Here is a 24,858-nt window from a genome sequence, read left to right as displayed (position 1 = left end):
GCCGCTGTGCGTCTCCCGATCAGGGCCTGCCTTATCGATCTATCGTGTTAAAAAATCAGGGCTCTACCAGTGCGCGCCGAAAGTCACTCGCAGCTCGTCCAGTGCTGCCTGATCGAGCGGTTCGGGCTTGGGATTGCTCATCAGCCACAGCCGCGCGGTTTCCTCGAGTTCTTCCAGGGCGTAGCTGGCTCTGGAGACCGAACTCTCCCAGACCACCGGCCCCAGGCGCTCGAGCATCACGCCGCGAACGCGGTTGGCCCATTGCGCGACCTGTTCGGCCACCTTCGGCGAGCCGGGCCGCTGGTAACCAATCAACGGGACAGGCCCGACTTTCATCACCTGATACGGCGTCAGCGGCGGCAGGATGTTGTCCGGCTGCCAGACACCGGCCAGCGTCAACGCCACCAGATGGGTGGAATGGGTATGCACCACGCCACCGACGCTCGGGTTGCGGTCGTAGACCTGGCGATGCAGCGCCAGTGTCTTTGACGGCTTGTCACCGGACACCCATTCGCCGGCCAGATTGACCTTGGCGATGGTCGCCGGGTCGAGGCGGCCGAGGCAGACATCGGTCGGTGTGATCAACCAGCCGTCATCCAGACGCGCGCTGATATTGCCGGCGCTGCCGACCGTGTAACCACGCTCATAAAGGCTGCGACCAACCTGGCAGATTTCTTCGCGCAGGGCATTTTCATTACTCACTGCACCGTTCATTGCACCCTTCATTGCACATCCCCGGCCAATTGCTTCAAGGCTTTGCTGAAGAAATCCCGGCCACCGAAGTTGCCCGATTTGAGTGCCAGGGCCAGAGGCTCATCGGTGCTACTGACGGTGGCCGGCACGCCCGGATCAATTTGTGCGCCGATCTGCAGCAGTTGCACACCCAGCGCCTGAACCACGGCGCCCGAGGTTTCACCGCCAGCGATCACGAAGCGTCGTACGCCGCTCTGGCGAAGGCCCTGAGCGATCTCCCCCAACGCATTCTCCACCAAGGTACCGGCCCGTTCGACGCCGAGTTGCTGTTGCACCGCCTTCACTTCGTCCGGGGTGCTGGTGGCGTAGATCAATACGGTTTGTTCGTTATCACGGGCAAAGGCCAAAGCCTGGGCGACCACCGGTTCCCCGGCAGCCAGGGCCAACGGATCAATCCGCAGTGCTGGCCGACCGGCTTCGAGCCAGGCGGCCACTTGCCCATTGGTAGCGATCGAAGCGCTGCCGGCCAACACCACTTCACCGCCTGATACTGCCGGGAGTTTCGAGGCGTCGAGGTCACGCAGTTTGCCGGCGTGACGGAAATTTTCCGGCAAGCCCAATGCAAGCCCCGAACCGCCAGTCAACAACGGCAAATCAGCGCAAGCGGCCCCGAGGGTGTACAGATCGCGGTCCGACAAGGCATCGGCAATCGCCATGCCGACACCTTGAGCCCGCAGCTCGTTGATGCGCTCACGCACCTGCTCGGCCCCTTGGGCAATGGTGTCGTAACGCAACAAGCCGACGTTCAGACCGGTCTGCGACTGCAAGACCCGAACCAGATTGGCGTCGGTCATCGGCGTCAGCGGGTGATGCTGCATGCCCGACTCGTTGAGCAGTTGATCCTGCACAAACAGGTGGCCGCGAAAGATCGTCCGGCCATTTTCCGGAAACGCCGGGCACGCCAAGGTGAAATCGCTGCCCAACGCCGCCAGCAGCGCTTCGCTGACCTGGCCGATGTTGCCGGCTGCGGTGGAATCAAACGTCGAGCAATATTTGAAAAAGATCTGTTCGCAGCCTTGCTCACGCAGCCAGGCCAGCGCCGCGAGGGACTGCTCGACCGCTTCGGCGACGGGAATGGTGCGCGACTTCAGCGCGATGACAATCGCATCGGCATCAAGCCCGGCAGCCACTTCGCGGCTCGGAATGCCGATGCTTTGCACGGTGCGCATACCGCCGCGTACCAGCATGTTGGCAAGGTCCGTGGCACCGGTGAAATCGTCGGCGATGCAGCCCAGCAATGGACGTGCAGTGGTGGTGTTCATTGGGCGTTCCTCAAACCGGCTCAGTCTTGGCAGCCGGCAACTCGATGCCGGGGAAAATCTTGATCACCGCCGAGTCGTCTTCACGACCGAAACCGGCGCTGGAAGCCTGCATGAACATCTGGTGGGCGGTGGCCGACAACGGCAGCGGGAATTTGCTGGCCCGTGCGGTATCCAGCACCAGGCCCAGGTCCTTGACGAAAATATCCACCGCGGACAACGGTGTGTAATCGGCCTTGAGAATGTGCGGCACACGGTTTTCGAACATCCAGGAATTGCCAGCGCTGTGGGTGATCACTTCGTACAGCGCATCGGCATCGACACCTTCACGCAGACCCAGCGCCATGGCTTCGGCCGACGCAGCGATGTGTACCCCGGCGAGCAGCTGGTTGATGATCTTCACCTTCGAGCCCAGCCCATGGGTGTCACCCAGGCGATAGACCTTGCCGGCCATGCCTGCGAGGACCGCGTCGGCCATGGCATAAGCATCGGCCGGGCCAGACGTCATCATGGTCATTTCACCGGCAGCCGCCTTGGCCGCGCCACCGGAAATCGGCGCATCCAGATACAGCAAGCCTTGCTCGGTCAGGCGCTGGCCCAGGTCCACGGCGTAGGTCGGCGCGACGGTGGCGCAACCGATCACCAGGCTGCCAGGGCGCAACGCAGCGACGGCACCACCCTCGCCAAACAACACGGTTTCGGTCTGCTCGGCATTCACCACCACGGTAATGATCACGTCGCATTCTGCAGCCATGTGCGCGGGCGAAGCACACGCCACGCCACCCTCGCTGGCAAACTGTTCCGTCACCGCGGCACGCACATCGCAGGCAAGCACATTAAAGCCGCTGCGCAACAGTGAGCGGGCAATGCCCAGGCCCATCGCGCCCAGACCGACAACACCGACATTCTTGTTATTCATGGGGTACTCCTTAGTTACCGGCTTACGAGGAAAACAGCGGCCTATTCCACGCCAGCAAGGCGCAGGCGGCGGGCCGCGTTATAGATATGGGCACGGGCGGCATGCCCGGCGGCAAGTGGATCGCGCAGCCGAATGGCCGCGACGATCGCCTGGTGTTCTTCATGCACCTGACGGGAGAAATCCGCCCTGCCCGCCTCGTTGGTGCGGGTGATGCGAGTCGCGGCCTCCAGGTACTGACTGACGAATTCCAGGGTCTTGAGAAAGTAGGGATTGCCCGTGGCTTGAGCGATGGCGCGGTGAAAAGCCACGTCGGCACGCACACCGTCCTGCCCTTCATCAACCTCTTCATCAATGTGTGCCAGCGCCTCGTCAATCTGCACCAGATCCGCCTCGCTGCGATTGAGCGCCGCCTCGCTGGCGATTTCCGCCTCGATGGCACGTCGCAGCGCCAACAGGTGAAAGACACTGCCGGGCAGATTGGCTTCGGCGTAATCGATACGCAGCGGGCGGATATTGGCGTTGGCGGTAACGAAGATGCCGCGCCCTTGTTGAGGCTGCAGCACGCCTTCGTTCTTGAGACGGGAGATGGCTTCGCGGACCACGGTGCGACTGACACCGAAGGCTTCCGAGAGCATGGCTTCACTGGGCAGTTTGCTGCCGGTGGCGAACACACCGCTGTCAATCTTGTCCAGCAACTGCTGAGCGACGCTGTCACTCAGCACGCGAGTCGGGACCTTGTCGAACATCGTAGCCATCCTGTTTTTGTCTTGTTATCAGGTTGTCATACAGGTTGAGCAGATAATCCCCCAATGAACGGATTATGTGAAGTATTTTTTTAAAATAACATTTTTTAACATGCGAACTGGAGGAACGGGCAATCACTGCTCAGTGGGATCCAACTGGCAGGAGTGTTTGTTATCGAGGAATGAGTCGGTGGGCGTTTTGAGTAATGCCCCCGTTGGGCTGCTAAGCAGCCCTGGAATCTCTTGTGTACCAAAGATTTTGTGAGCGCTACGCACTCAAACGGGGGCAAGCCCCCTCGCCACAGTTCATTTCCCAATCGATCGTCATTGACCGAGGGCTGCGAATGCAGACAGTGGTGAGCCAACGTCGCTGGAAAAGCGGATGATCAGGGCAACCATTTCCGACACTGAAAACGATCGGAGGCGAACGTTGATTACGCCGCCTCCGACTGGTGCAGGTTGTTCATGTGGCGCGTATAAAAGTGCGCCCTCCAGGCAACAGCCCGGAAAAGCGCTCTCTACAAGGTGTATGAAATTCCCATCTGCACGGTTCTCGGCGCGCCCGGATAAGCGTAAACGTTGCCAAAGGCGCCTTCATCGTAGTGACTGTCGAACACATTCTTCAGGTCGAGGTTAAGCCGCAGGTGCTCGTTGACTTTGTAAAAGCTGAGCAGGTCAAACACCTCGTAGCTATCCATGGAGAAGGCATTGGCCGCGGTCTGGCCGGCGCGCTCGTCGACATACTTGGCACCCAGCCCCAGGCCCAGTCCTTTGAGGCCACCGTCCTGAAACTCGTAGACGTTCAGCAGGCTGAAACTGTTGCGCGGAATGTTCACCAGGCGGGTGCCTGACTTCAGCACGTTGTCCTGGGTGACTTCGGCATCCACGTAGGCGTAGCCACCGATCATGCGCCACTCTGGCGTGAGGTTGCCGGCCACGTTCAGATCAAAGCCACGGCTACGAACTTCACCCGCCGCAACGCTGAAGGTCGAGTCCACCGGGTCTGTCGTCAGGACATTGCGTTTTTCGATCTGATACACCGCGGCATCCACGCTTAGCTGACGATCAAGGGCCTGCCACTTGACGCCCACCTCGTAGGATTTGCCTTCTTCAGGTTTGAAGCCGCCGCCCGTTCGACTGGCACCGCTGTTGGGCTTGAAGGACCGCGCCGTGTCGGCATAGATCGCCACGGTCGGGGTCAGATCGTAGATCAGCCCCAGGCGCGGGGTGACAGCGTTGTCGCTGTTGGTCCAGCTCACACCGTTGACGAGGTTGTTGTCGTAATCATGTTCGAAGCGTTCGAAACGTACGCCTGCCAAGACTTTCAAGCGCTCGGTCAGCGTTACCTGATCTTGCACGAAAGCGGCATAGGTCTTGAGGTTTTCCTGATCATTGGTGGTGGTGCGGGTCAGCGCTGGACGCGGCTGGCCATAGACCGGATCAAAAATATCGATCGGGTAGGCACTCACCGCCCCACTGGAACGACGGATGATCGACTTGTAATCGTAATCCTCATACTCGATGCCCGTGAGCAACGTGTGGTCGAATCCGGCCGTGGATAAATGCCCGGTCAGGTTCAACTGCACATCGCGGTCACGCCATTCCAGTTTGCGGTAATTGAAGTTGCGTCCCAACGTTCGGCCGTCGGCAGCGACCCCATTGCCTTCAATGGCATTGCCTTGCAGACTGCCGTCGAGAAATTGCGTGCCACCGCCAAAAGTCCAGTTGTCGTTCAGGAAATGTTCGAAACGCAGTTGCGCCATGTTGTTGTCGTTGTGCAGCTTGCCGATATCCTTTTCACCGAAAAAAGTATCCCGCGACGCGACACCGATCTGATTGCGATAGCGGGTCACACCTCGATCGAGCGGCGCGTTATTGCGCATGAAATCGCCTTCGAAGGTGATACGGGTAGTGTCGTTGACCTGCCACCCGAGGACCGGCGCCACACCGTAACGCTCGTTTTCAACGTGATCACGGAAGGTGTCGCCACCCTCGCCTATCACGTTCAGCCGGTAGGCCAGTCGCCCTTCATCGTCCAGCGGACCTGTGGCATCCATCGTTGCGCGACGCATGCCCTGATCATTGAGCTGACTGCCCAGGGTGACGGTGCGCTCGGCCAGGGGTTGTTTGGACACCACGTTGAAGGTGCCGCCCGGGTCGCCACGGCCATAGAGCGTGGTGGCTGGCCCGCGCAGGACCTCCAGGCGCTCGATGGTATTGGCGTCGGGCATATTCGGATAACCGCGGTTGATCGGGAAGCCGTTGCGGTAGAACTCCCCGGTGGTAAAGCCACGCACGGTAAAAGTGGTCAGGCCCTGGCCACCGAAATTGTTCGCACGGCCCACGCCACCGGCGTAATCGAGAGCGTCTTGCAGGCGGGTGGCGCCGAGGTCTTCCACGACATCCCGGGTGACCACGCTGATGGATTGTGGGGTTTCATGAATCGGAGTGTCGGTGCGCGTCGCACTGGCCGAACGAGTCGCTCGATACCCCTGGACCGGGCCCTGGGCCGGCTCTTCGAATGTGCCGTTGATGTCGATCGCTTGTAACTCTATTGACGCAGGATCAGTCGGTGCCTGGTCAGCCCAGGTGGTCTGGGAAATGGCTTGGATCACACACAGAGAAACGAGAGTTCGACGCATCGACATACAACCTTAAGAAGATGCCGGGCACATCAGGAGCCCGGCGAATAAAGAGTGAGGCGCCCCCCGTTCCGACCGGTACAAAACCAGCGAAACGGGGGCGTCTCAATGCAAAAGATCAGAACGTCACACTGGCGCTCAGGCGTGCCGTACGCGGTTCGCCGACATTGACTGCCAGTTGGGTGCCGGTAGAGGACGGGTAGTACTGTTTGTCGAACAGGTTGTCGACGTTGAATTGCAGCGAAGTCTTGTAGCCGAACATCGGCGCTTCCCAACGCACGAAGGCATCGGCCACGGTGTAGCTGCTCAGCCAGAAATCGTTGGCGTTGTTGGCCGCGCGCTCGCCGATGTAACGTGCGCCAGCGCCGGTATGCCAGGCCCCGAATTCCGCAGGAATGTTCAGGTGATGGGTGAGGTACAGGCTCGCGGTGTGCTTGGGCGCATCGGCAAGGCGATGACCTTCGTCATCCGGATCGTCGAGGATTTCCGTGTGGGTGTAAGCGTAGGTACCGATCAGGTCCCAGCGCTCGGCCACACGCCCGGTGATGTCCAGTTCCAGGCCCTGTGAACCGACCTTGCCCGCCGCCTCCGAAAGACTGACGCCACCGATCGACTGGCTGGTCACCACGTTATTCTTGACGATGTCGAACAGCGCAAGGTTGATGTTCAGCCCCGGCAGCGGATCGTACTTCGCACCGACCTCGTAGCTGCGGCCCTCCTCCGGATCGAAGGTGTGGCCGGCATCGTCGACTTCGGTATTGGGCTTGAACGAACGGCTGTAGTTGCCATACAGCGACAAGGTATCGGTGGCTTTGTAGACCAGGCCCAAAAATGGCACGAAGGCATCGCCATTATCGTCGCGGTTGACGGTATAGCTGCTGCCTCGGCCCTGATCGCTGTACTGATCGTAATGCTGCTGACGACCGCCGAGGACCAGGATCCAGCGGTCATCGAGGTGCCAGTTATCCTTGAAGTACACGGAGCTTGAGGTCAGCTGATTGCTCAGATCACTTTGCGTGGCACTGACCAGACTGGGCTCAGCCAAACGCCCATAAATTGGCGCGGTGATGTCGAAGCCTGACCGCGGGGTATTACGGTAGGTTTTGCCACGGAATTGGTCGGACGCTTCAGTATCCGCGCCGATCAGCAGGTCATGGCGTTGGCCGAACAGCTCCTGCTGGCCGATGAAATCCCAACTGGCGTAACGGGTTTCATCGTCGTAGTGAGCACCGTTGGCAGCACGTCGCAGATTGTTGCCGGTCAACGCATTCGGCTGGGCAATCGAGAGGCTGTAGCGGTCGTTGTTCCAGCCGTAGGTGACGCGGGTTTTCCAATCGTCACTCAACTGATACTCGAAACGCGCGGTGGCCACTTCACGGATACCGACGCTTTTCGCCCAGCGTTCGTCGAGGCGCTTGTCGTAGTCGATGTCCGCCGGATGACCGTTGGTGAACACGGTGCCGCGGTCGAAGGGGCTGGAATAATCGTTGTATTCGTAGCTCAGGGTCAGACTGGCGCGGTCACCGGTCCAGCTCAGCGATGGCGCGACCAGGGTGCTCTCGTTCACACCATAGTTGCGCCAATAATCCTCATGGCCGCGTTCGGCAATCAGGCGATAGGCCAGGCCCGTGTCTCCCAAAGGCCCGGTGGTGTCCACGGCCAGGGTGCCGCCGCCTTCGCTATAGGCCGAGCCGCTGAGCGTCGTGCTCTGGGTGTATTCAGGTTTCTTGCTGATCACGTTGATCAATCCGCCAGGCTCCAGCGCGCCGTACAGCATTGAAGCAGGCCCTTTGAGCACTTCCACACGATCCGTGGTGGCGCTGAAGTTGTGGCCCATATTGGAACGCACGCCATCGCGCAGGATCGAGCCGTCGTCGTTGGTGCCAAAACCGCGCTTGACCAGGGAGTCCCGCGAGTTGCCCAAGGTATTGCCCTGGCTGACACCACTGACAAACTTCATGGCGTCGTCCAGCGAGCGCACCTGATAGTCAGCCAGGGTCTGTTGGGTGACCACATTGACCGATTGCGCCTCTTCCTTGATCGGCACATTGCTTTTGCTCGCGGTGCTGGCTTGAGAGGTGGTGTAGCTCGTGTCCTGGCTCACGCGGCTTGCCTGAATATCCGTGGTCGGCAGTTCGAGGGGTGCCTGTGCCCACAGAGGACTGGCAAACATAACGCAGGAGAGCGTCGGCAACGCGTGTTTCATGAAGATCTTGCGGCGGGCGAAGGGGTGGGGCTGGCTCAAGACGTCGCACTCGATGAGTTAGTAGTAACGATTCTCATTGTATTGTGCGATCTATTTTCAGTAAATACCCTTGACCGCCATCTGCCCGCTTTTGATTTAGGAGGGTTTTGTGTGTTGTCTGCCGGTCGGTTTCAGCAAGTACTCTGTGTGCGTCAAAAAAAATGGCCCGTTAAAACAATGGCTTGAGGGCTTTTAATAGATTATTGGACAGAAGGCTATATTTTTGACTAGTGACATTTGACAGGCCGTCTGGAGTGGTCGATACCTAACAGGGTCGACGTATAAAAAGATGTAATTCCTTTAATAGATATACGTCAGCCCCCAGCGATTAAGTTCACGATAGACAGTGTTTATTTTTCATAGGACCGAGAGTTCGGACCCTGCGGTAGCTTTGCCCATCGCAACGATCTGATGACACATCGATATCACTGATAGCGTTAAGTAACCTTTACACTTTTCGATCAAAAGTTCTATTTGAGCGCCGTCCAACAAAGCAAACTAGCTGCACGGCGCTCACGCCAAATTATTGACTTGGGTGTTCTATCGTTACTTGCCCATTACATGTTTCATTATTGACACACCTGTTCCAGTGACTTAACACTTTCGCAATTCCACCTACTCTAAAGCGTTCATTGGAGGGGCAGTGGCATTGCTGAGGCGTGAACAGGCATGCTTAACCCATATTCCGGAGCTTGCCAGAATGCTGACGAGTACCCAAGGTTCCAACTGGTATCTTTTGCAATGCAAGCCGCGCCAGGATGAACGGGCACAAATCAATCTATTGCGACAAAACTACGTTATATTTTGTCCGCAAATTATTAGCGAGCGCCTGATTCATGGCAAACCCCATCAATCGCTCGAACCTCTCTTCCCGGGGTATCTTTTCATTCAGCTGAGCCATGACGACAAATGGGCGCCCCTGCGTTCTACCCGCGGTGTCAGCCGCCTCGTCGACTTCAACCACGGCCCGGCAATCGTCCCGGACGATGTCATCGAGCATCTGCGTACCCGGTGTTTTAAGCCACCCGTAATGCAGGCCTCTCAACCGTTCAAACCTGGGGAAACGCTGCAAATAACCCGAGGACCACTGTCGACACTGGAAGGTATTTTCCTGAGCATGTTAGGTGATGAACGAGTCATGATCCTTCTTCACTTTTTGAATAGAGAGCATCAGGTCCGCGTGCCATTAACTGACATTGCGCGATCTCGGCCTTGTCTATAAATATATCATTGCCCTTTTTAACTTTTGTATCTTACAACAAGCTGCGCAACTCAAATTAGAGTCTGTTATTGCCAGCACCAGTATTAACTATTTAACCCCACCCCGATTAAACCTGAAAACTCCTGCCCGACCAATGAATTATTGATTGCTGCCGGCATTGCACAGCCCTATTTACTCACTGTTTTTCCGGTCTATAGTCATTGAACTCACCCCTTGGAGCAATGATATGACTCTCAAGACCCGCGGCCCTTTCGCACTGTTCATGATCTATTTGTGTCCCGGAACGGCCTGGAGTCTTGATCCCCAGTCCATTGATATTTATGGGTTCGACTTCACCCCTACCCTGCTGTTTTCAGAAAGTTATGATGACAACTTCCGCGAACTGGAGCGGGCGCAGTCTTCCCTGGTGACAAAAGTGGCGCCCACCTTCGAACTCAAGGCTGAAGACCGCAACAGTGCTACCCGACTCATCTGGCAGCCTACCCGGTACATTTATCATGACGACTCGGATGCCTCGAATACGGCGCAACGCTTGCGCCTCAATAGCATCATGGAATTCACCGACCGCCATCGACTGAAACTCGATGCGGAAACACGTAAATACGAGCGTACGACGTCGACCGCTGTCGATGGCGTCAATGACAAGATTCGCACTAATCGCGTTAACGGTCTCTATACCTACGGTGCCAGGAGCGCTGCCAATCAGATTGATCTGGGCGCCAGTTACGCCCAACTTCGCTACGACAATTCAGGTGGCATCAACGACGACAAAGAGCGCGATACCACTGGCCTGACCACCACGTGGTACCACCGCATTGGCAGCAATACACGTGGATTACTGGAATACGACCATACCGTCTTTGATTACGAGTCCAACAGCCGTCTCAACAGCACATCCGATGCGGTCCTCGCCGGTGCCGAATGGGATTTCACCGCACGCACCACCGGCAAAGTCCGTGTTGGTTATGAGCGCAAGAACTTCGACGACAGCGATGTCGATGACCTCAGCAACCCGACCTGGCAAGTGGATCTGCGCTGGAAACCACGCACCTATTCGACCTTCTTCTTTGTTGCCCGCCAGGCCATGGCCGAGGGCGACGACGGTGCTGATGCCGTCAAGACCACCACGGCGCTGGTCGGCTGGCGTCATGGCTGGACCGAACGCATCACCACAGTGGCCGAAGTCGGCCTTGGCCGTTACGAGTACGAAGGGCAGAACCGCACCGACGACCTTCGTGACTACAACCTCGGCGTGGAATACGCAATGCGCCGCTGGCTGGATATCGAGCTGGGCTATCGCTACCGCAACGATGACTCCGATGTCGACAATCAGAGTTTTGAACGCAACATCTTCTTGCTCAGCTTCAACGTAAGTCTCTAAGAGAAGAGGTTTTCCCCATGAACTCGCGAATGCTTGGCTTGTTGTTCGTGCCGTGGCTGTTGCCCGTGACGTTTGCAGCAGACACCGGCGCCCAGTACAAACTGGCAGCCGGCGATGTATTGCGTATCACTGTGTTCGGTGAGCGGGACCTGAGCTTCGAAAAAATCCGCCTCAACGATGCCGGAATGTTTTCCTATCCATTTCTGGGTGACATTGCCGCCAAGGGACTCACGCCCCAGCAGGTAGAAAAACTCATCGTCGACGGGCTCAAGCAAGGTTATCTGGTCGACCCCAAGGTCAGCCTCAACCTGATCGCCTACCGCTCGTTCTACATCAATGGAGAGGTCCAGAAACCCGGCAGCTATCCGTTCGAACCCGGGCTGACGCTGGAGAAAGCCATCGCCCTGGGCGGCGGCCTGACCGAACGAGCCTCGATCAAGCGAGTGACCATCGTGCGCGGTGATGGCTCCCCACCACTGACCGACAAGATCACGCGCAGCACTGCCATCGGCCCCGGTGACACCATATCCATAGCACAAGGCTTTTTCTAATCATGGACAACAGCCCTAGCCTCTATGTCGAACGTCCACTCCAGCCGCATGTGCCGCAACATCAGCAGTACAGCGAGGAAAAGGACACCATTGACCTGCTCAAATACTGGAGGGTGATCTGGCGCGCCCATTGGAAAATCTGCTGGTGGGTCCTGTTTGGCTGTGTGTTGGCGATGGTTACGCTGTCGTTCATTCCCTCGCAGTACATCGGCAGCACCACGTTGCTGATCAAAGAGAAAACGCCACCGCTGTTGGCCTTCCAGCAAGTCACGGATTCGAGTGCCGGTACCGTCGATTATTTGCAGACACAATTGGCGCTCCTGCAATCGCGCGATCTCGCTGAACGCGCAGTCAGAAAGCTCAACCTGACCACGCACCCGGTGACTGATCCACGCCAGCAACCGCAGTCATGGTTTGCGCCGCGCAAATGGTTGGCAACGCTTGAGCTTGGTCAATGGCTGCCAGTACTGGGCCGTTTGACCCCCGTGCAGGTGATGCCCTCCGAAGCCGAGATCTTCAATGAAGTCACGCAGAACCTCATGCGGCACACCACCGTCAAGTTCGTCGGCAAGAGCCAGTTGATCAAAATAGAGGTGGAGCAGCCCGACCCTGGTTTGGCAGCCGCTACTGCCAATGCAATTGCTCAAGGCTTCATCGATAGCCAGCTCGATAACAGCCTGAAGTCCTCGCTGACCAACACCAGCTGGATGAACTCACGCCTGATCGAGTTGCGCAATAACCTGCGCAGGGCCGAAGACAAACTTCAGGGTTACCGGGAAGCACAAGGCCTGGTCGACGTCGGTGGTGTCGCCACCATTAGCGCCAATGAACTGGAAATGACCGGCAACCGCATGATCGATGCCCGTCGTAATCTGGCAGAGGCCGAGAGCCAGTTCCGCCAGGTACAGGCCCTGAGCAATGGTGACCTGAGCAAGCTTTCCAGTGTTCCGGCTGTCTTGAGTAACCCTTTGGTGCAGAAATTCCAGGCGCAACAGGCCAAGGCCCAAGCCAAGGTCGAGGAGCTGTCCGGGCGCTATGGTCCAAAACATCCGACCCTTGCTGGCGCCCGTGCCGAGTTGCGGACGGCTACCGACAGTTTGCGCTTGCAGGTTCAGCAGGTGGTTGCCGGTATCGAGCGTGAATATCAGCTATCACAAGCCAATGAAAACTCACTGCGCAAATCCTTCAACAGCAACAAGGCGCAGCTACAGGATATTTCGCGCAAGGAGTTTCAACTGCGTGAGTTCCAGCGTGAAGTCGACAGCAGCCGCGCGCTGTATGAGACCTTTATCACCCGTTTGAAAGAAACCGCGGCCACCTCAGACATGGACTCCACCAAGGCACGCATCGTCGACCCTGCAATTGTTCCTCTGGAACCCAGCAAGCCGCGTAAAAAACTGATTCTGGCGATTGTCGCTGTCGTGGCTGCGTTGATCGGGGTAGCGCTGGCATTGCTGTCCGAAACCCTGAACAAAACCTTCAAGAGTGACGAAGCCATTGAAAGTACGCTTGACGTTCCCTTGCTCAGCGTAGTGCCGCTGGTCACGAGGAAAAGCCGCCGGCAACTCGCGCGACTGTTCGACGACAACGACCATCCTCGTTTTTGCGAGACCATTCGCAACCTGCGCACCTGGTTGATGTTGCACGGCGGCGACATGCCGTCACAGGTGGTACTTGTTGCCTCGACCATGGCCGAAGAAGGCAAAAGCACCATCGCCAATAACCTGGCCTACTCCCTTGCCAAGCTGGAACGGGTCCTGTTGATCGATGCCGATATGCGCAGACCCAGCCTTTCGCTCAACTTCGATTTCCCGGCAGACAGCCCGGGATTGGCCAACGTCCTGGCGGGCACTGCGCGCCTGGAGGACTGTATCCGTTCTGTCGGCAACCTCGACATGCTACCGGCTGGAAAACTGTCGCCGCCACCGCTGGATCTGCTGGGTTCGACGCGCCTGGCCCCCATGCTTGAGGCGCTGAAGTCGCGGTATCAACGCATCATCATCGATTCCCCGCCGGCACAAATGGTCAGCGATGCACTGTTGCTGGCCAAGCATTCGGACGCGGTGATCTACGTAATCAAGGCCGAAAGCACGCCTGTCAGCGAAGTACAAAAGTGCCTTGCGAACCTGCAGCAGAGCCATGCACCGGTGTTCGGTGTGGTGCTTAACCAGGTTGACCTGAGCAAGGCCCGAAAACAAGGCTACAGCCATTCCGATACGTTCCAGAACTATGACTACCTGTCCAGGTAGCACCTTGCGTCTGTCTCACCCGTAGTCCCCTTCAAACATCTACTAAAAACTGCTTCATCCCAGTCGAGCTATACCAGCGTGCGGGAACGAGGGCGTGCAATTTTTGGCGCCGATGTCCAACCCATGCCCGGAGGTTACGCCGATGACATCGCTCTACACCGCTCAAATGACGCGACGCCGAGGTCTGACGTTCTGGGGCCAATGGCTGTGCGCGCTCACTCTGGTCAACCTGCTGCTGATGTTGCTGGTGTATTGGCGCGTTGGCAGCCTGACCAGTGAATACCGTGTGCTGATGATTCTCACTGTGCTCGGTTCGGTGCCGATCTACAGCGTCATGCAGGTTTATCACAAGCGTCATGAATGGTTGTCAGGGCTCGCACGGTTGCTGGCGGCCTGGATGATCTTGCTGGCCGTGCTGATCAGCATTGCCTTCCTCACCCAGACCAGCGTGATTTTCTCCCGTCAGGTGATCATCGTCTGGGCCGTATTGGGTTACCTGATCCAGGCGGCGAGCTTTTTGCCCCTGCATTACCTGGCCCGCCTGCATTCACACAAGCTCTGCAACGAGCGCCGCGCGGTGATCATCGGGACCTGTCCGACCGCACATACGCTGGCGAGAAAACTGTCCAGGCGCAATCGCGTACCGCTGCTGGGTTTTATCGCAACCGCCGACCATACCGGCCCGGCCCCGAGCATTCTGCCGCTGCTGGGGCGTATCGACGAGGTTCGCGAAATCATCACCCGCCTGCACGTACGCCGCGTCTATATCGTTTTGCCGATGGCACAAGCCGCCATCATCGAGGCGCTGTACATCGATCTTCTGGACGTGAATGTCGACGTGGTCTGGATCCCGGATTTCGGCAGCATGGTGCTGCTCAATCATTCGATCTCGGAAATAGAGCGAATGCCCGCCATCTACCTCAATGAAAGCCTGATCAGTTCGCACCCCGGCAGCCTGCTCTGCAAAGAACTGTTCGAACGTAGCCTGGCCGCCGTGTCCATTATCGTGCTCAGCCCCTTGCTGCTGATCGTGGCGGCCGCCGTGAAGCTGTCTTCGCCCGGCCCGGTGCTGTTCAAACAAAATCGATACGGCTGCAACGCTGAGGTGATCAAGGTCTGGAAGTTCCGGACGATGCGTGTGCACGACGACAACGAAGTGCGTCAGGCTACCCGCGATGATGAGCGCATCACTGCGCTTGGGCGTTTTTTGCGCCGTAGTTCCATCGATGAACTACCACAACTGTTCAACGTTCTCTTCGGCGAAATGGCCCTGGTCGGCCCGCGACCGCACGCCGTCACGCACAACATTTATTACACCGGCAAAGTTCGCGCCTACATGGCCCGTCATCGCCTCAAGCCGGGCATCACCGGTCTGGCCCAGATCACCGGGCATAGAGGTGAAACCCAGACGCTGGAAAAAATGCAGCAGCGCGTCGCCCAGGACCTCAACTACATCAACCAATGGTCGCTGTGGCTGGACATCAAGATTCTAGTCAAGACGCCTTTTACGTTGTTCTCAAAAGACATCTATTAATAGGGTCGGTTGACCCTGAGGCTCAGCCAATGATCGACCTGGAATTAATCGGGCATTACGCCCCCAATCTGCTGGACGCCAACAAGGCATTTTCCTTCATCAATTTTGCGTCCGTCGGCGGTCTGCTCGACCGCCCCCCGACTTCCATCGCCTATTTTTGCGACGGCATGCTGATGTCGACTTTCATGTCGCGCATCACCGGGCGCACGATCGGCCGGGTCAGCTTCGACTTCACGTCCATCGCCGATTCTGTGTTCAGTTATGCCGAGAAACACGGCAAGCGCCTCTATTTTGTCGGTGCCCGGCAAGCCGAACTGGACCTGTTCCTCGATAAGATCAGGGCTCGCTATCCCACGCTGATTATTGCCGGTCATCACAATGGCTATTTCGATGCAGCGCAGGCTGCGTGCATCCTGGCAGACATCTGCCGCAGCGAAGCGAACATCCTGATCGTAGGCCTGGGCGCCGGGCTTCAGGAACAGTTCGAGCAGGATGCCCTGCGTGCCGGCTTCAACGGTGTGGCATTCACCTGTGGCGGTTTCATTCGCCAAGAGGCCACGGCAACGCATGATTATTACCCTGAACTGATCAACCGCCTGCATCTGCGCGCGTTCTATCGGATGTACCGCGAACCGCACACCATCAAACGCTACCTGATCGATTACCCGACCAATTTTGTTCATCTGTTGGTGATGATCATCCGGCGAAAAGTGACCATCAATATCACTTATCCCTGAACATCCAGTACCGAGCCACGACCATGCATATCCTGTTCACCCTCAAGGACTTCAAGCCCGATGGTGGCCTCGAGCGTGTCCAGCAGCGCCTGGCCAGACAGTTTCTGAAAGATGGTCAGCGTGTCAGTTATTTCGTCATGAATGGCGACACGCCAGACGATGAAGGAACGGCCACGCTCAATGGCGGCGGCAATGGAATTGTCGGCCTGTTCAAGTCCATCGTATTGCTGCGCCGGATCATTCGTCGCGAACAAGTGACTCACCTCATTGCCGCCAAAGAACAAGCCAACCTCTGCACCTGGTTTGCCACCTTGGGTAGCCCCTGCAAGGTCATCTATAGCCGTCATGCAGCACTGGATTGCGGTGAACAAAAAATCAGCCCCGCCACCCTGCGCCTGCTCTATGCGTTGTACCTCTGCGGCAACGGCCAGGTAGTGACGGTTTCCAACGGCTTGCGCCAGTCCCTCTCTGACCTGGTGCCCTGGGGTCGCGAACGCATTCGTTATTGCCCCAATGCTGTGGTCACCGAACAACTGCTCAGTGCCGCACAGACGCCCATGTCCACCGGTTTGCCGGCGCAGTTCTGGCTGGCAGTGGGACGGCTGATAGAACCGAAAGGTTTCCACCTGCTGCTCGATGCCTATGCCATGGCCTTGCGCAGCGCTGCGCTGCCGGATTTGGTGATCATCGGCGATGGCCCGCAACTCGCCGCGCTGACCTCACAGGCCAGCCGCCTGGGCATCCAGGACCGTGTGCATTTCACCGGTTTCCTGAGCAATCCCTACCCTTTTATCAGACAGGCGAGACTGCTGATCCTGAGTTCGTTTCATGAGGGCTTGCCAACCGTGCTGATCGAAGCCCTGGCGCTGGGCACCCCTGTGTTGGCCTGCGACTGTGAAACCGGGCCCCGGGAACTGCTTGATAACGGCCGCCTTGGCGACCTGGTCAAGGTCAATGATGTACCGGCGCTGGCCGAAGGGATGCTGCGCAGCCTGATCTTGCACAGCCAGGCGACGCCAAGCCGGGAAGTGGCCGCTGAAGCCGTCCGACAGTACACCAGTCAACATGCCGCGCAAGCGTATTACCAGGTTTGGAATCAATGAAAAGGCTGCTGATTATTCTGCAGGACTTGAGTGGCGGCGGCGCCGAAAAAATGATGGCGCGGCTCGCCGGCGCGCTGACTGATGCAGGCAATGACGTGACCTTGTTGATGCTCACCGGCACGGGTGTGAACTCGGTGTGCCTCGACCCTCGGGTCAAACAGGTGCAGTTGCACAGTGCGCGCAGCTCCAGAGCAGTGCCGGCGCTGGCACGCTTTCTTCGCCACAATCGCTTTGACGCACAACTGGCCGCCCTTACCCATGTCAATGTCGTAGCCATCGCCGCGGCTGCGCTGTCAGGTACGCTGGCGCGCCTGCATGTCAGCGAACGCAACGCGTTTTCCCATGACAGGCACGTCAATCCCGCGCTGATGGTGCGTATCGCCTATCTGTTGGCACCACTGCTGTATCGGCTCATTCCCAATCCGGTGATCTGCGTCTCGCGCGGTGTTGCTCAGGACCTGGTCGACACCACCATCACGCGCCCGCAGGATGTCACCATCGCTGACAACCCGGTGCTCGACAACGATTTTCGCGACAAGACGCCGGGACGTCCAAACCACCGCTGGCTGTCGAAAAAAACCGCCCCGGTGATTGTCGCTGTAGGTCGCTTGGCACAGCAAAAAGGCTTTGACGTATTACTCGATGCCTTTGCCCGATTAGCCGATCCCAGTGTTCGATTGATCATTTTCGGCGAAGGCGCGCTCAGAGCCGAGTTGCTCGAGCAGGCCATTGCCCTGGGCGTGGCCGACCGCTTCGATCTGCCGGGCTATACCAACGATCCATTGGCCGAGGTGGCAGCGGCCGATTGCTTTGTGCTGTCGTCGCGTTTCGAGGGCAGTCCCAACGCGCTGGTCGAGGCCCTGTCCACGGGCACCCCAGTGGTATCGACCCACTGCCCCTATGGCCCGCAAGAGATTCTCGACAATGGCGCGATCGCCCCGCTGGTGGCGGTCGACGACCCTGACGCACTGGCACAGGCGATCACCGTGGAACTGACGTTGTCTCGTGATGCAAACCGTCAGGCACGCATCGATGCCGCTGCCCGTTTTGCGAGTGCCTGCGCGGCGAAGACCTATCTCGATGCCTTGCTAGGGAATCAATCGTGATGAACAAACTGGAAGTCAGGTACACCACCCTGCGCGACGCTTTCACATTGTTCGGCGTGCTGTTCTATACCCAGGTCATCGGATTTTTTTTCGGGTTGGCCGATACGTCGAATCTGGGTGCCGCCGAAAAAGACCTCGAAGGCAACGTGGTCAACCAGATCTGCGGTCTGATCACCCTGCTGGTTCCGCTGTTCTTCTTCATCCGCAACAAGGTCTTCATCAGCAAAAGCTTTTACAGGAACAACACCTTCCTGCTGATATTCATGCTTAGCCTGGCCGTATCGATCAGTTGGTCCTACGACCCGATGTTGAGTTTCAAACGGTTTGTGGCGCTGATCAGCGTGGTGTTCTTTGCCGGTTTCATTGCCTACAACTACAGCCTCGAGAAAATCGCTTTCATGCTCGGCTGCACCATCGGCGCAATAGCGCTGTTCGGTTTGATATTCGCGCTGGTAAAGCCCGACATCGTCTTCATTGATGGCGGCATTCGTGACGGTGCGTTCAAGGGCATTTTCCCGGAGAAAAATGCCGCTGCCCGGATAAACGCGATCGCCATTCTGTTACTGCTGCCGATGATCCGTCAGCGCAATCCCTGGGCCATCGTCTTCTCATTATTCTCGCTGATCGCGATTGCGCTGGCCCAATCTGCCACGGCAATCGCACTGATCATTGCCGGCACCGTGAGCTATTGGTACTTCCTCACGCTGATTCGCTTGCACATCAACCGCTCACTGACAGCATTCCTCGCTACCACATTCATCTATGTGCTGATCTGCCTGTTTCTATACGGCAATTACACCCTGCTGCTGGAGTTGATGGGGCGTGACGCATCACTCACCGACCGCACGCTGATCTGGGATTTGCTCACACCGCTGATCGACGCCGAATTCCTCAAGGGTTACGGCTTCGGCGCTTTCTGGTCCAGCCCGGGCGCCGAGGCATTCATCAACCGCTGGGGTTACATCGGCAATGCTCACAGCGGCTATATAGAAACCTTGCTCAACGGCGGTGTCATCCAGCTGACAGCGCTGATCCTGATGCTGATCGAGGCGTTGATCAAACACTACCGGGCCGTGGTAGCGGATCAGTCGGCGCGGTTTCACGCCAGCGCAATGGTCATCATCGCAGCGTTCATGCTCACCAACTATGTGGCGTATGTCGTTCCCAACTACCGCTGCGCAGAGTTTCTGGTGTTCTGCGTCCTCGCCCTGTCCTTGCGGCATCACCACGCGACATACCCCGAGTTGTCACGGCCAACCCTGGGTCAGCGTCCGCCTGGCAAGGCATTACCACGCGACTCAGCCAATGCGTAACAAAAGGAGAAATAACCATGCCAGACCAAGCCCCCCCTTCACCCCATTCAGTATGCGTCGTGATCGCGATGTACAACGGCGCCGACAGCATCGAGCAAACACTGGCGTCCGTGGCCGGGCAAACCCGACTGCCCGATCACGTCATCGTCATCGACGATGGTTCCACCGATGATGGACCACAACGCGTCAAGGACTTCGCGGCGCCGTTTCGCCTGACGCTGTTGCATCAAGCCAACGAAGGTCAGGCCAGTGCCCGCAACCACGGACTGCAGCACACTGAAGAGACTTATGTGGCGTTTCTCGATGCCGATGACAGATGGTATCCGCAAAAGCTGGAGCGACAACTGGCACTGTTTGAGGAACTGAGTCGTCAGGGACGGCCGGTGGCCCTGATAGATTGCTACGTGAACAACGACTACAGCGACGGTACGCGAATACTGGAAAACCGGCAAAAAAACGGTAGGCATTTCGATGATTTCATTCGCGCCAACGTCCTCAATGGCGTGTCCTCCGCGATGGCCAGACGTGATGTGATCATGCAACTCGGCGGCTTCAATCCCAGCCTGCGTTACTCCGAAGACCGCTTCATGTGGACCCGGATCGCCGAACACTGGGAGGTTCACACCGTGCCAGAGGTGCTGATGCAGCGCATGGTCAACAGCGGCAACATGACCGCGCAACCGACAAGGTACTACCCGTACAAGATCAGGTTCATCGAAGCGTTCCTCGCCCACTTTGGCCCGCAGCTGAGCAAGCAGCAACGGATCGATTTCGCTCTGGGCAGCCACTCCGACTTTCTCGAACTGTTTTCCCGCAGAGGCGAGCATGCCCAGGTGATCGATGTGTACCGGCGAATGCTGGAGTACTCCTGGCAAACGCTGATCTTCAGGAACGGCAAACCGACATTGCGCTTGCTCTATGCATGCGTCCAGTCATTGCGCAAGGCAGTTGCGTCAACCACCGCTCATTGAGCCGGTATCCGCCATGGCCAATCATCGTCTGGTTAAATTGATCTGGATTTTCACCGAGAAATTCGGCCTGGTTTTCCTGTCGATGATTACCTTTGTCGCGTATGCCAGGCTGCTGTCGCCCACAGAGTTGGGTGTGGGCACGGTCATCATTGCCATCGTCGAGTTGATCGGCATGATGTATTCCTCGGTTCTGGAAGACCCGCTGGTACGACTCGAGCGGCTGGAAGACAAACACATCGCCACAGCCTTCTGGGCGTCGGTACTCGTCAGCCTGGCGTCCATCGTCGTCATCTCGGGTGCGGCGATGCTGTACACGCCTCACCCGATGCTGCAATGGATGACGGCGGTGGCCTCGGTAAAAATCCTGTTCACCATGATGGCGCGGGTCTATGTGGCGCAAATGCGCCGTAGCGGCAACTTCAGGATGCTGGCGTCGCGCACGCTGCTGGGCAAGGTGTGTGGTGGCGTGGGCGGCATCGCTGTCGCCCTCTGGGGGTTGGGCGCCTGGGCGGTCATTGCTCAGGCACTGATCATGGAGTTCGTGTCCATTATCGTATTGATGCGCGCAGACCCGCGCCGCATTGCCTTTTACATTGACGGCCCGCTCTTGCGCGAACTGTTGAGGGCCGGCGCACCGGTTGCCGTCAACGCGCTGAGTTCGCAAACGCTACAGCGCGGGGTCACCGTCATCCTGGGCATGACGGCCGGCACCAACGCGGTTGGCATGTTCAACATGGCGATGCGCATCATCGATCTGCCGCGCACGGCGATCTATCACGGCCTGATCAGCTATGCGCTGCCGGTGTTTGCCCGACGCAGCGCCGATCCATCGCGGTTGCGCGCGATCATCAGCGACTCGACCGCCGTCAGCTGTTTCCTGCTGACGCCCCTGTTCATCGGCATCGCACTCACGGCGCACGACCTGATCCTGTTGATCTTCGGCGCCAAATGGACCGAGGCCATTGTGCTGCTGCAAGTGCTTGCGTGCACGGCAGCCATCGGTAATACCGCCATGTACGCCACGACCGCACTGGTCGCAGTCAATTGCAGCCACCTGACCATCAAGGCCGAAGTGGCAACCACCGTATTGGCACTGGCGCTGGTCTATGGCTTCGGCAGCCTCTATGGCGGCTTGGCCGCCGCCCTCGCCCTGCTGGTCCGGATGGCGATCATCACGCCACTGCAAATCCGCGGGTTGAACAGTGCAATCGGCTATGGCTGGCGGCGATTTTTCGAAACCAACTATCGCAGCGTGATTGCTTCGTTCGTCATGGCAGCGATCGTCCTGATGGTTTCTCCCCGCCTGGGTGTTCAGGGCTACTTGCACCTGATCTGCAGCATCGTGGTTGGCGCGCTGAGTTATGCCGTGGCGTATAGCGTGATGCATCCGCGCTGGCCGCAAGAATTCAAATCGGTTTTCACCATCCGCTGAGAGGACGCACCCGACAACCTTTTCCCTTCCCGGACCCCATTCTCCTGACTCGTGCAATTTCCTTGTGACAGGAACGCCTCATCATGCACAAAACCACGTTGATTACCGGCGGGGCCGGATACATCGGCTCCCATACCACCCTGACCCTGATTGACGCCGGTCGACAGGTGCTGGTCCTCGATAACCTGTGTAACAGCTGCCGCGAATCGCTCACGCGCCTGGAGTATCTGACTCGCAAGCGAGTCGATTTCATTGAAGGTGATATTCGCGATAGTCAGCTGCTCGACGATATTTTCAGCCGCTACGACATCGATGCCGTGGTGCATTTTGCCGGCCTCAAATCCGTCGAGGAAAGCGTTCGCAAGCCGCTGGATTATTACGCCAACAACGTGGTTGGCACGCTCAACCTCTGCCATGCGATGGCCCGGTCTGAGGTCTTCAAACTGGTGTTCAGCTCGTCGGCCACCGTGTATGGCGCCCCCCGACAGATACCGCTCATCGAAGACATGGGCGCCGGCAAACCGATCAATCCCTACGGCCGCACCAAGCTGCTGATCGAAGAGTTGCTCACCGACCTGTGCCTGTCCGATCCGCAATGGAGCATTGCGGTGTTGCGCTACTTCAACCCGATTGGTGCTCACGCAAGCGGGCTGATCGGAGAAAACCCCAATGGCAGACCCAACAACCTGCTGCCTTGCCTGACACGGGTCGCGATGAGGCAAGTGCCCGAACTCATGGTGTACGGCAGCGACTACCCCACTGTCGACGGAACGTGCGTGCGCGATTACGTCCATGTGCTCGACGTTGCCGATGGCCATCTCAAAGCGTTGCGGGCGTTGCAGAACACAAACGGCATCCACGTCTGGAACCTGGGAACAGGCATTGGCCATAGCGTGCTGCAGATCATCCACAGCTTCGAGAACATTACCGGTATTACCATCCCCTTCCGGTTCGCACCGCGCCGCGATGGCGATATCGCCGAATGCTGGGCCGACCCCACCAAGGCCGGGCGAGATCTAGGCTGGTATGCACAGCGCGACCTGATGCAAATGATCATCGACACCTGGCGATGGCAATTGTGTAATCCGCATGGGTACCACTCCCAACCCGGATTGGCGGCATCGACTGCGTTAAAGCAATGGATATGAGCAGGTTCATTCTTTTGGCGACCCTGCTGTCGATCGTTTGCAACGCGTCGGGTGGCACTCCCCCGCCGCTGGCCAACGGCCTGGTGCTGTGGCTCGACGCCGCCGACGCGTCGACAATGACCCTCGATGCCCAGAACCACCTCCTGCGGTGGCACGACAAGTCCGGCGAAGCCAATGACGTTACCGTAGACAATGGCGCAGACGCCGCGCTCCCGCAGCGTGTGGAGAACGCCATGAATGGCCATCCGGTGGTGCGCTTGAGTGGTACTTCAGCCTTCCTTGGCAAGGCCATTCGTACGGCAAAAGGCCCTGTTACCCTATTGATCGTGTCACGCAGACTAAACGAGCAAAGCGGCGGCGAGACCTGGCAGCGACTATTCAGTTCGCGCCCGATAATCGCCGATAACGACAACGTGCCACCGAACTTCGCGATCAGCGTGCAACAGCGCACCGCCTACGATCCGACCCTCTTCGTCCTGGAACTCAACGACGTGCCCATCGGCCCGTATGCGGTGGGGCGCAACGTAGTCGGCAGCGTCGAACATTTGCGCGGCGACATCGCCGAAATACTGATGTACGACCGGCACCTGGCATCCCTGGAGGAACGGCAGCGCGTATTTCAGTACCTGGCGAACAAGTGGTCCGTCGACCTTCCCAAGGCTGCCAATTCCTGGACCCGCGTCGGCCCGCTGGGAACGATACCGGAACGGACCCACACCGGATTGCCGCTGTCCGATCAGGGCAATGCCGGACAATGGAGGCTGGACACACAATTGTCCGACGATTTCGATGGTGCGATCCTTGACCCCAGCCGCTGGCACGTCAACAACGCCACGGGCACCGACTCGCTCGGGCGCAAACCGGCGCTGTTCATGCCGGACAACGCTTACCTGAGCGATGGCCATCTGAACATCGTTTTCCGCAAGCAAACCTTGCCGCAAAAGTACGTACGACTCGGCTTTGAAGGTTATAGCTCGGCTATGGTGCGCACGATTGAGCGCAGTTTTTACGGCTACTACGAAGCCCGCGCCAAACCGATGGACTCGGCCGGCTCCAGCGCCTTCTGGCTCGCGTGGACGGGGCTTGCCGACAATGCCACGGAAATCGACATCTTCGAAATCGGTGGCAAAACCAAAAACGCCTCTTTCGACCGCATGTACAACATGAACGCCCACGTTTGGGCCACGCCGCACAGCACCGAGCATTTGAGCGATGGCAGCAACTGGATCAGCCCTTGGCGGCTCGCCAGCGACTTCCATGTCTACGGTTTTGACTGGCAGCCCGATACGTTGCGCTGGTACGTCGATGGCGTCCTTGTACGCGAGGCAAAGAACACCCACTGGTTTTTCCCGATGCAGATCAACTTTGACAGCGAGGCCATGTGGAATTGGTTCGGTGTTGTCGACGATGCCGACCTGCCCTCCACCTTCAGCGTGGACTACCTCAAGGTGTGGCGTCGCGGTAGATAGTCGCAACTCGGCCAGGTTTTCTTGAAAGGCCCCAAGCGCTTTTCACAGGAGCCAGGCATTAACCCAAATCCAGGGACACAC

Annotated in this window: 20 protein-coding genes; 14 read left to right on the top strand and 6 right to left on the bottom strand. The window is 58.0% G+C overall.

Annotation, left to right across the window (positions count from 1 at the left end; genetic code table 11):
- Positions 1-63: 63 nt before the first annotated feature.
- The 6 genes from IB250_RS14285 to IB250_RS14260 form a co-directional block, all read right to left on the bottom strand.
- The gene (locus tag IB250_RS14285; protein WP_185022088.1) at positions 64-702 is read right to left on the bottom strand and encodes an aldolase; all 639 of its coding nucleotides are present in this window, start codon (positions 700-702) and stop codon (positions 64-66) included.
- A 20-nt stretch (positions 703-722) separates the two neighbouring features.
- Positions 723-2,015 (bottom strand): 3-oxo-tetronate kinase, encoded by a 1,293-nt coding sequence (gene otnK, locus IB250_RS14280; RefSeq protein ID WP_192344560.1) that lies wholly within the window; start codon positions 2,013-2,015, stop codon positions 723-725.
- A 10-nt stretch (positions 2,016-2,025) separates the two neighbouring features.
- On the bottom strand, positions 2,026-2,931 hold the full coding sequence (gene ltnD / locus IB250_RS14275) for an L-threonate dehydrogenase (protein ID WP_192344559.1): 906 nt from the start codon (positions 2,929-2,931) through the stop codon (positions 2,026-2,028).
- Positions 2,932-2,972: 41 nt separating this feature from the next.
- A complete protein-coding gene (locus IB250_RS14270) occupies positions 2,973-3,677 on the bottom strand; it encodes a FadR/GntR family transcriptional regulator (protein ID WP_192344558.1) in 705 nt (234 codons plus the stop codon).
- A 515-nt stretch (positions 3,678-4,192) separates the two neighbouring features.
- A complete protein-coding gene (locus IB250_RS14265; protein WP_192344557.1) occupies positions 4,193-6,316 on the bottom strand; it encodes a TonB-dependent siderophore receptor in 2,124 nt (707 codons plus the stop codon).
- A gap of 118 nt (positions 6,317-6,434) precedes the next feature.
- Complete coding sequence (locus IB250_RS14260; protein WP_412548344.1) at positions 6,435-8,522, bottom strand: TonB-dependent siderophore receptor; 2,088 nt, start codon at positions 8,520-8,522, stop codon at positions 6,435-6,437.
- On the opposite strand from IB250_RS14260, the gene IB250_RS14255 reads away from it, so the two are divergent.
- From IB250_RS14255 to IB250_RS14190, 14 genes are all read left to right on the top strand, one after another.
- On the top strand, positions 8,514-8,747 hold the full coding sequence (locus IB250_RS14255) for a hypothetical protein (protein ID WP_192344766.1): 234 nt from the start codon (positions 8,514-8,516) through the stop codon (positions 8,745-8,747). The genes IB250_RS14260 and IB250_RS14255 overlap by 9 nt on opposite strands.
- A gap of 514 nt (positions 8,748-9,261) precedes the next feature.
- A complete protein-coding gene (gene rfaH, locus IB250_RS14250) occupies positions 9,262-9,783 on the top strand; it encodes a transcription/translation regulatory transformer protein RfaH (protein ID WP_192344555.1) in 522 nt (173 codons plus the stop codon).
- Between the two features lie 226 nt (positions 9,784-10,009).
- On the top strand, positions 10,010-11,164 hold the full coding sequence (locus tag IB250_RS14245; RefSeq protein WP_192344554.1) for an outer membrane beta-barrel protein: 1,155 nt from the start codon (positions 10,010-10,012) through the stop codon (positions 11,162-11,164).
- A 17-nt stretch (positions 11,165-11,181) separates the two neighbouring features.
- A complete protein-coding gene (locus IB250_RS14240; protein ID WP_008074817.1) occupies positions 11,182-11,715 on the top strand; it encodes a polysaccharide biosynthesis/export family protein in 534 nt (177 codons plus the stop codon).
- Between the two features lie 2 nt (positions 11,716-11,717).
- On the top strand, positions 11,718-13,964 hold the full coding sequence (locus IB250_RS14235; RefSeq protein ID WP_192344553.1) for a GumC family protein: 2,247 nt from the start codon (positions 11,718-11,720) through the stop codon (positions 13,962-13,964).
- Positions 13,965-14,106: 142 nt separating this feature from the next.
- A complete protein-coding gene (locus tag IB250_RS14230) occupies positions 14,107-15,498 on the top strand; it encodes an undecaprenyl-phosphate glucose phosphotransferase (protein WP_192344552.1) in 1,392 nt (463 codons plus the stop codon).
- Between the two features lie 29 nt (positions 15,499-15,527).
- The gene (locus IB250_RS14225; RefSeq protein WP_192344551.1) at positions 15,528-16,235 is read left to right on the top strand and encodes a WecB/TagA/CpsF family glycosyltransferase; all 708 of its coding nucleotides are present in this window, start codon (positions 15,528-15,530) and stop codon (positions 16,233-16,235) included.
- Positions 16,236-16,258: 23 nt separating this feature from the next.
- A complete protein-coding gene (locus IB250_RS14220; RefSeq protein WP_192344550.1) occupies positions 16,259-17,338 on the top strand; it encodes a glycosyltransferase in 1,080 nt (359 codons plus the stop codon).
- Positions 17,335-18,444: a glycosyltransferase gene (locus IB250_RS14215; protein WP_192344549.1), complete on the top strand. Its 1,110-nt coding sequence runs from the start codon at positions 17,335-17,337 to the stop codon at positions 18,442-18,444. The genes IB250_RS14220 and IB250_RS14215 overlap by 4 nt, the downstream gene beginning before the upstream one ends.
- Entirely contained in the window at positions 18,444-19,757 is a 1,314-nt protein-coding gene (locus tag IB250_RS14210) for an O-antigen ligase family protein (RefSeq protein WP_192344548.1), read from the top strand. Before IB250_RS14215 ends, IB250_RS14210 begins: the two co-directional genes overlap by 1 nt.
- Before the next feature lie 17 nt (positions 19,758-19,774).
- A complete protein-coding gene (locus tag IB250_RS14205) occupies positions 19,775-20,728 on the top strand; it encodes a glycosyltransferase family 2 protein (protein WP_192344547.1) in 954 nt (317 codons plus the stop codon).
- Positions 20,729-20,741: 13 nt separating this feature from the next.
- Entirely contained in the window at positions 20,742-22,160 is a 1,419-nt protein-coding gene (locus tag IB250_RS14200; protein ID WP_192344546.1) for an oligosaccharide flippase family protein, read from the top strand.
- An 83-nt stretch (positions 22,161-22,243) separates the two neighbouring features.
- Complete coding sequence (gene galE, locus IB250_RS14195; RefSeq protein WP_192344545.1) at positions 22,244-23,308, top strand: UDP-glucose 4-epimerase GalE; 1,065 nt, start codon at positions 22,244-22,246, stop codon at positions 23,306-23,308.
- A complete protein-coding gene (locus IB250_RS14190; protein ID WP_192344544.1) occupies positions 23,305-24,777 on the top strand; it encodes a family 16 glycosylhydrolase in 1,473 nt (490 codons plus the stop codon). The genes galE and IB250_RS14190 overlap by 4 nt, the downstream gene beginning before the upstream one ends.
- Positions 24,778-24,858 lie beyond the last annotated feature (81 nt).

It is taken from the genome of Pseudomonas sp. PDM09, from assembly GCF_014852305.1.
In the GTDB taxonomy this organism is placed as follows: Bacteria; Pseudomonadota; Gammaproteobacteria; order Pseudomonadales; family Pseudomonadaceae; genus Aquipseudomonas.
The sequence above is the reverse complement of the archived record's forward strand: the minus strand, read 5'-3'. Positions and strand labels throughout refer to the sequence as shown.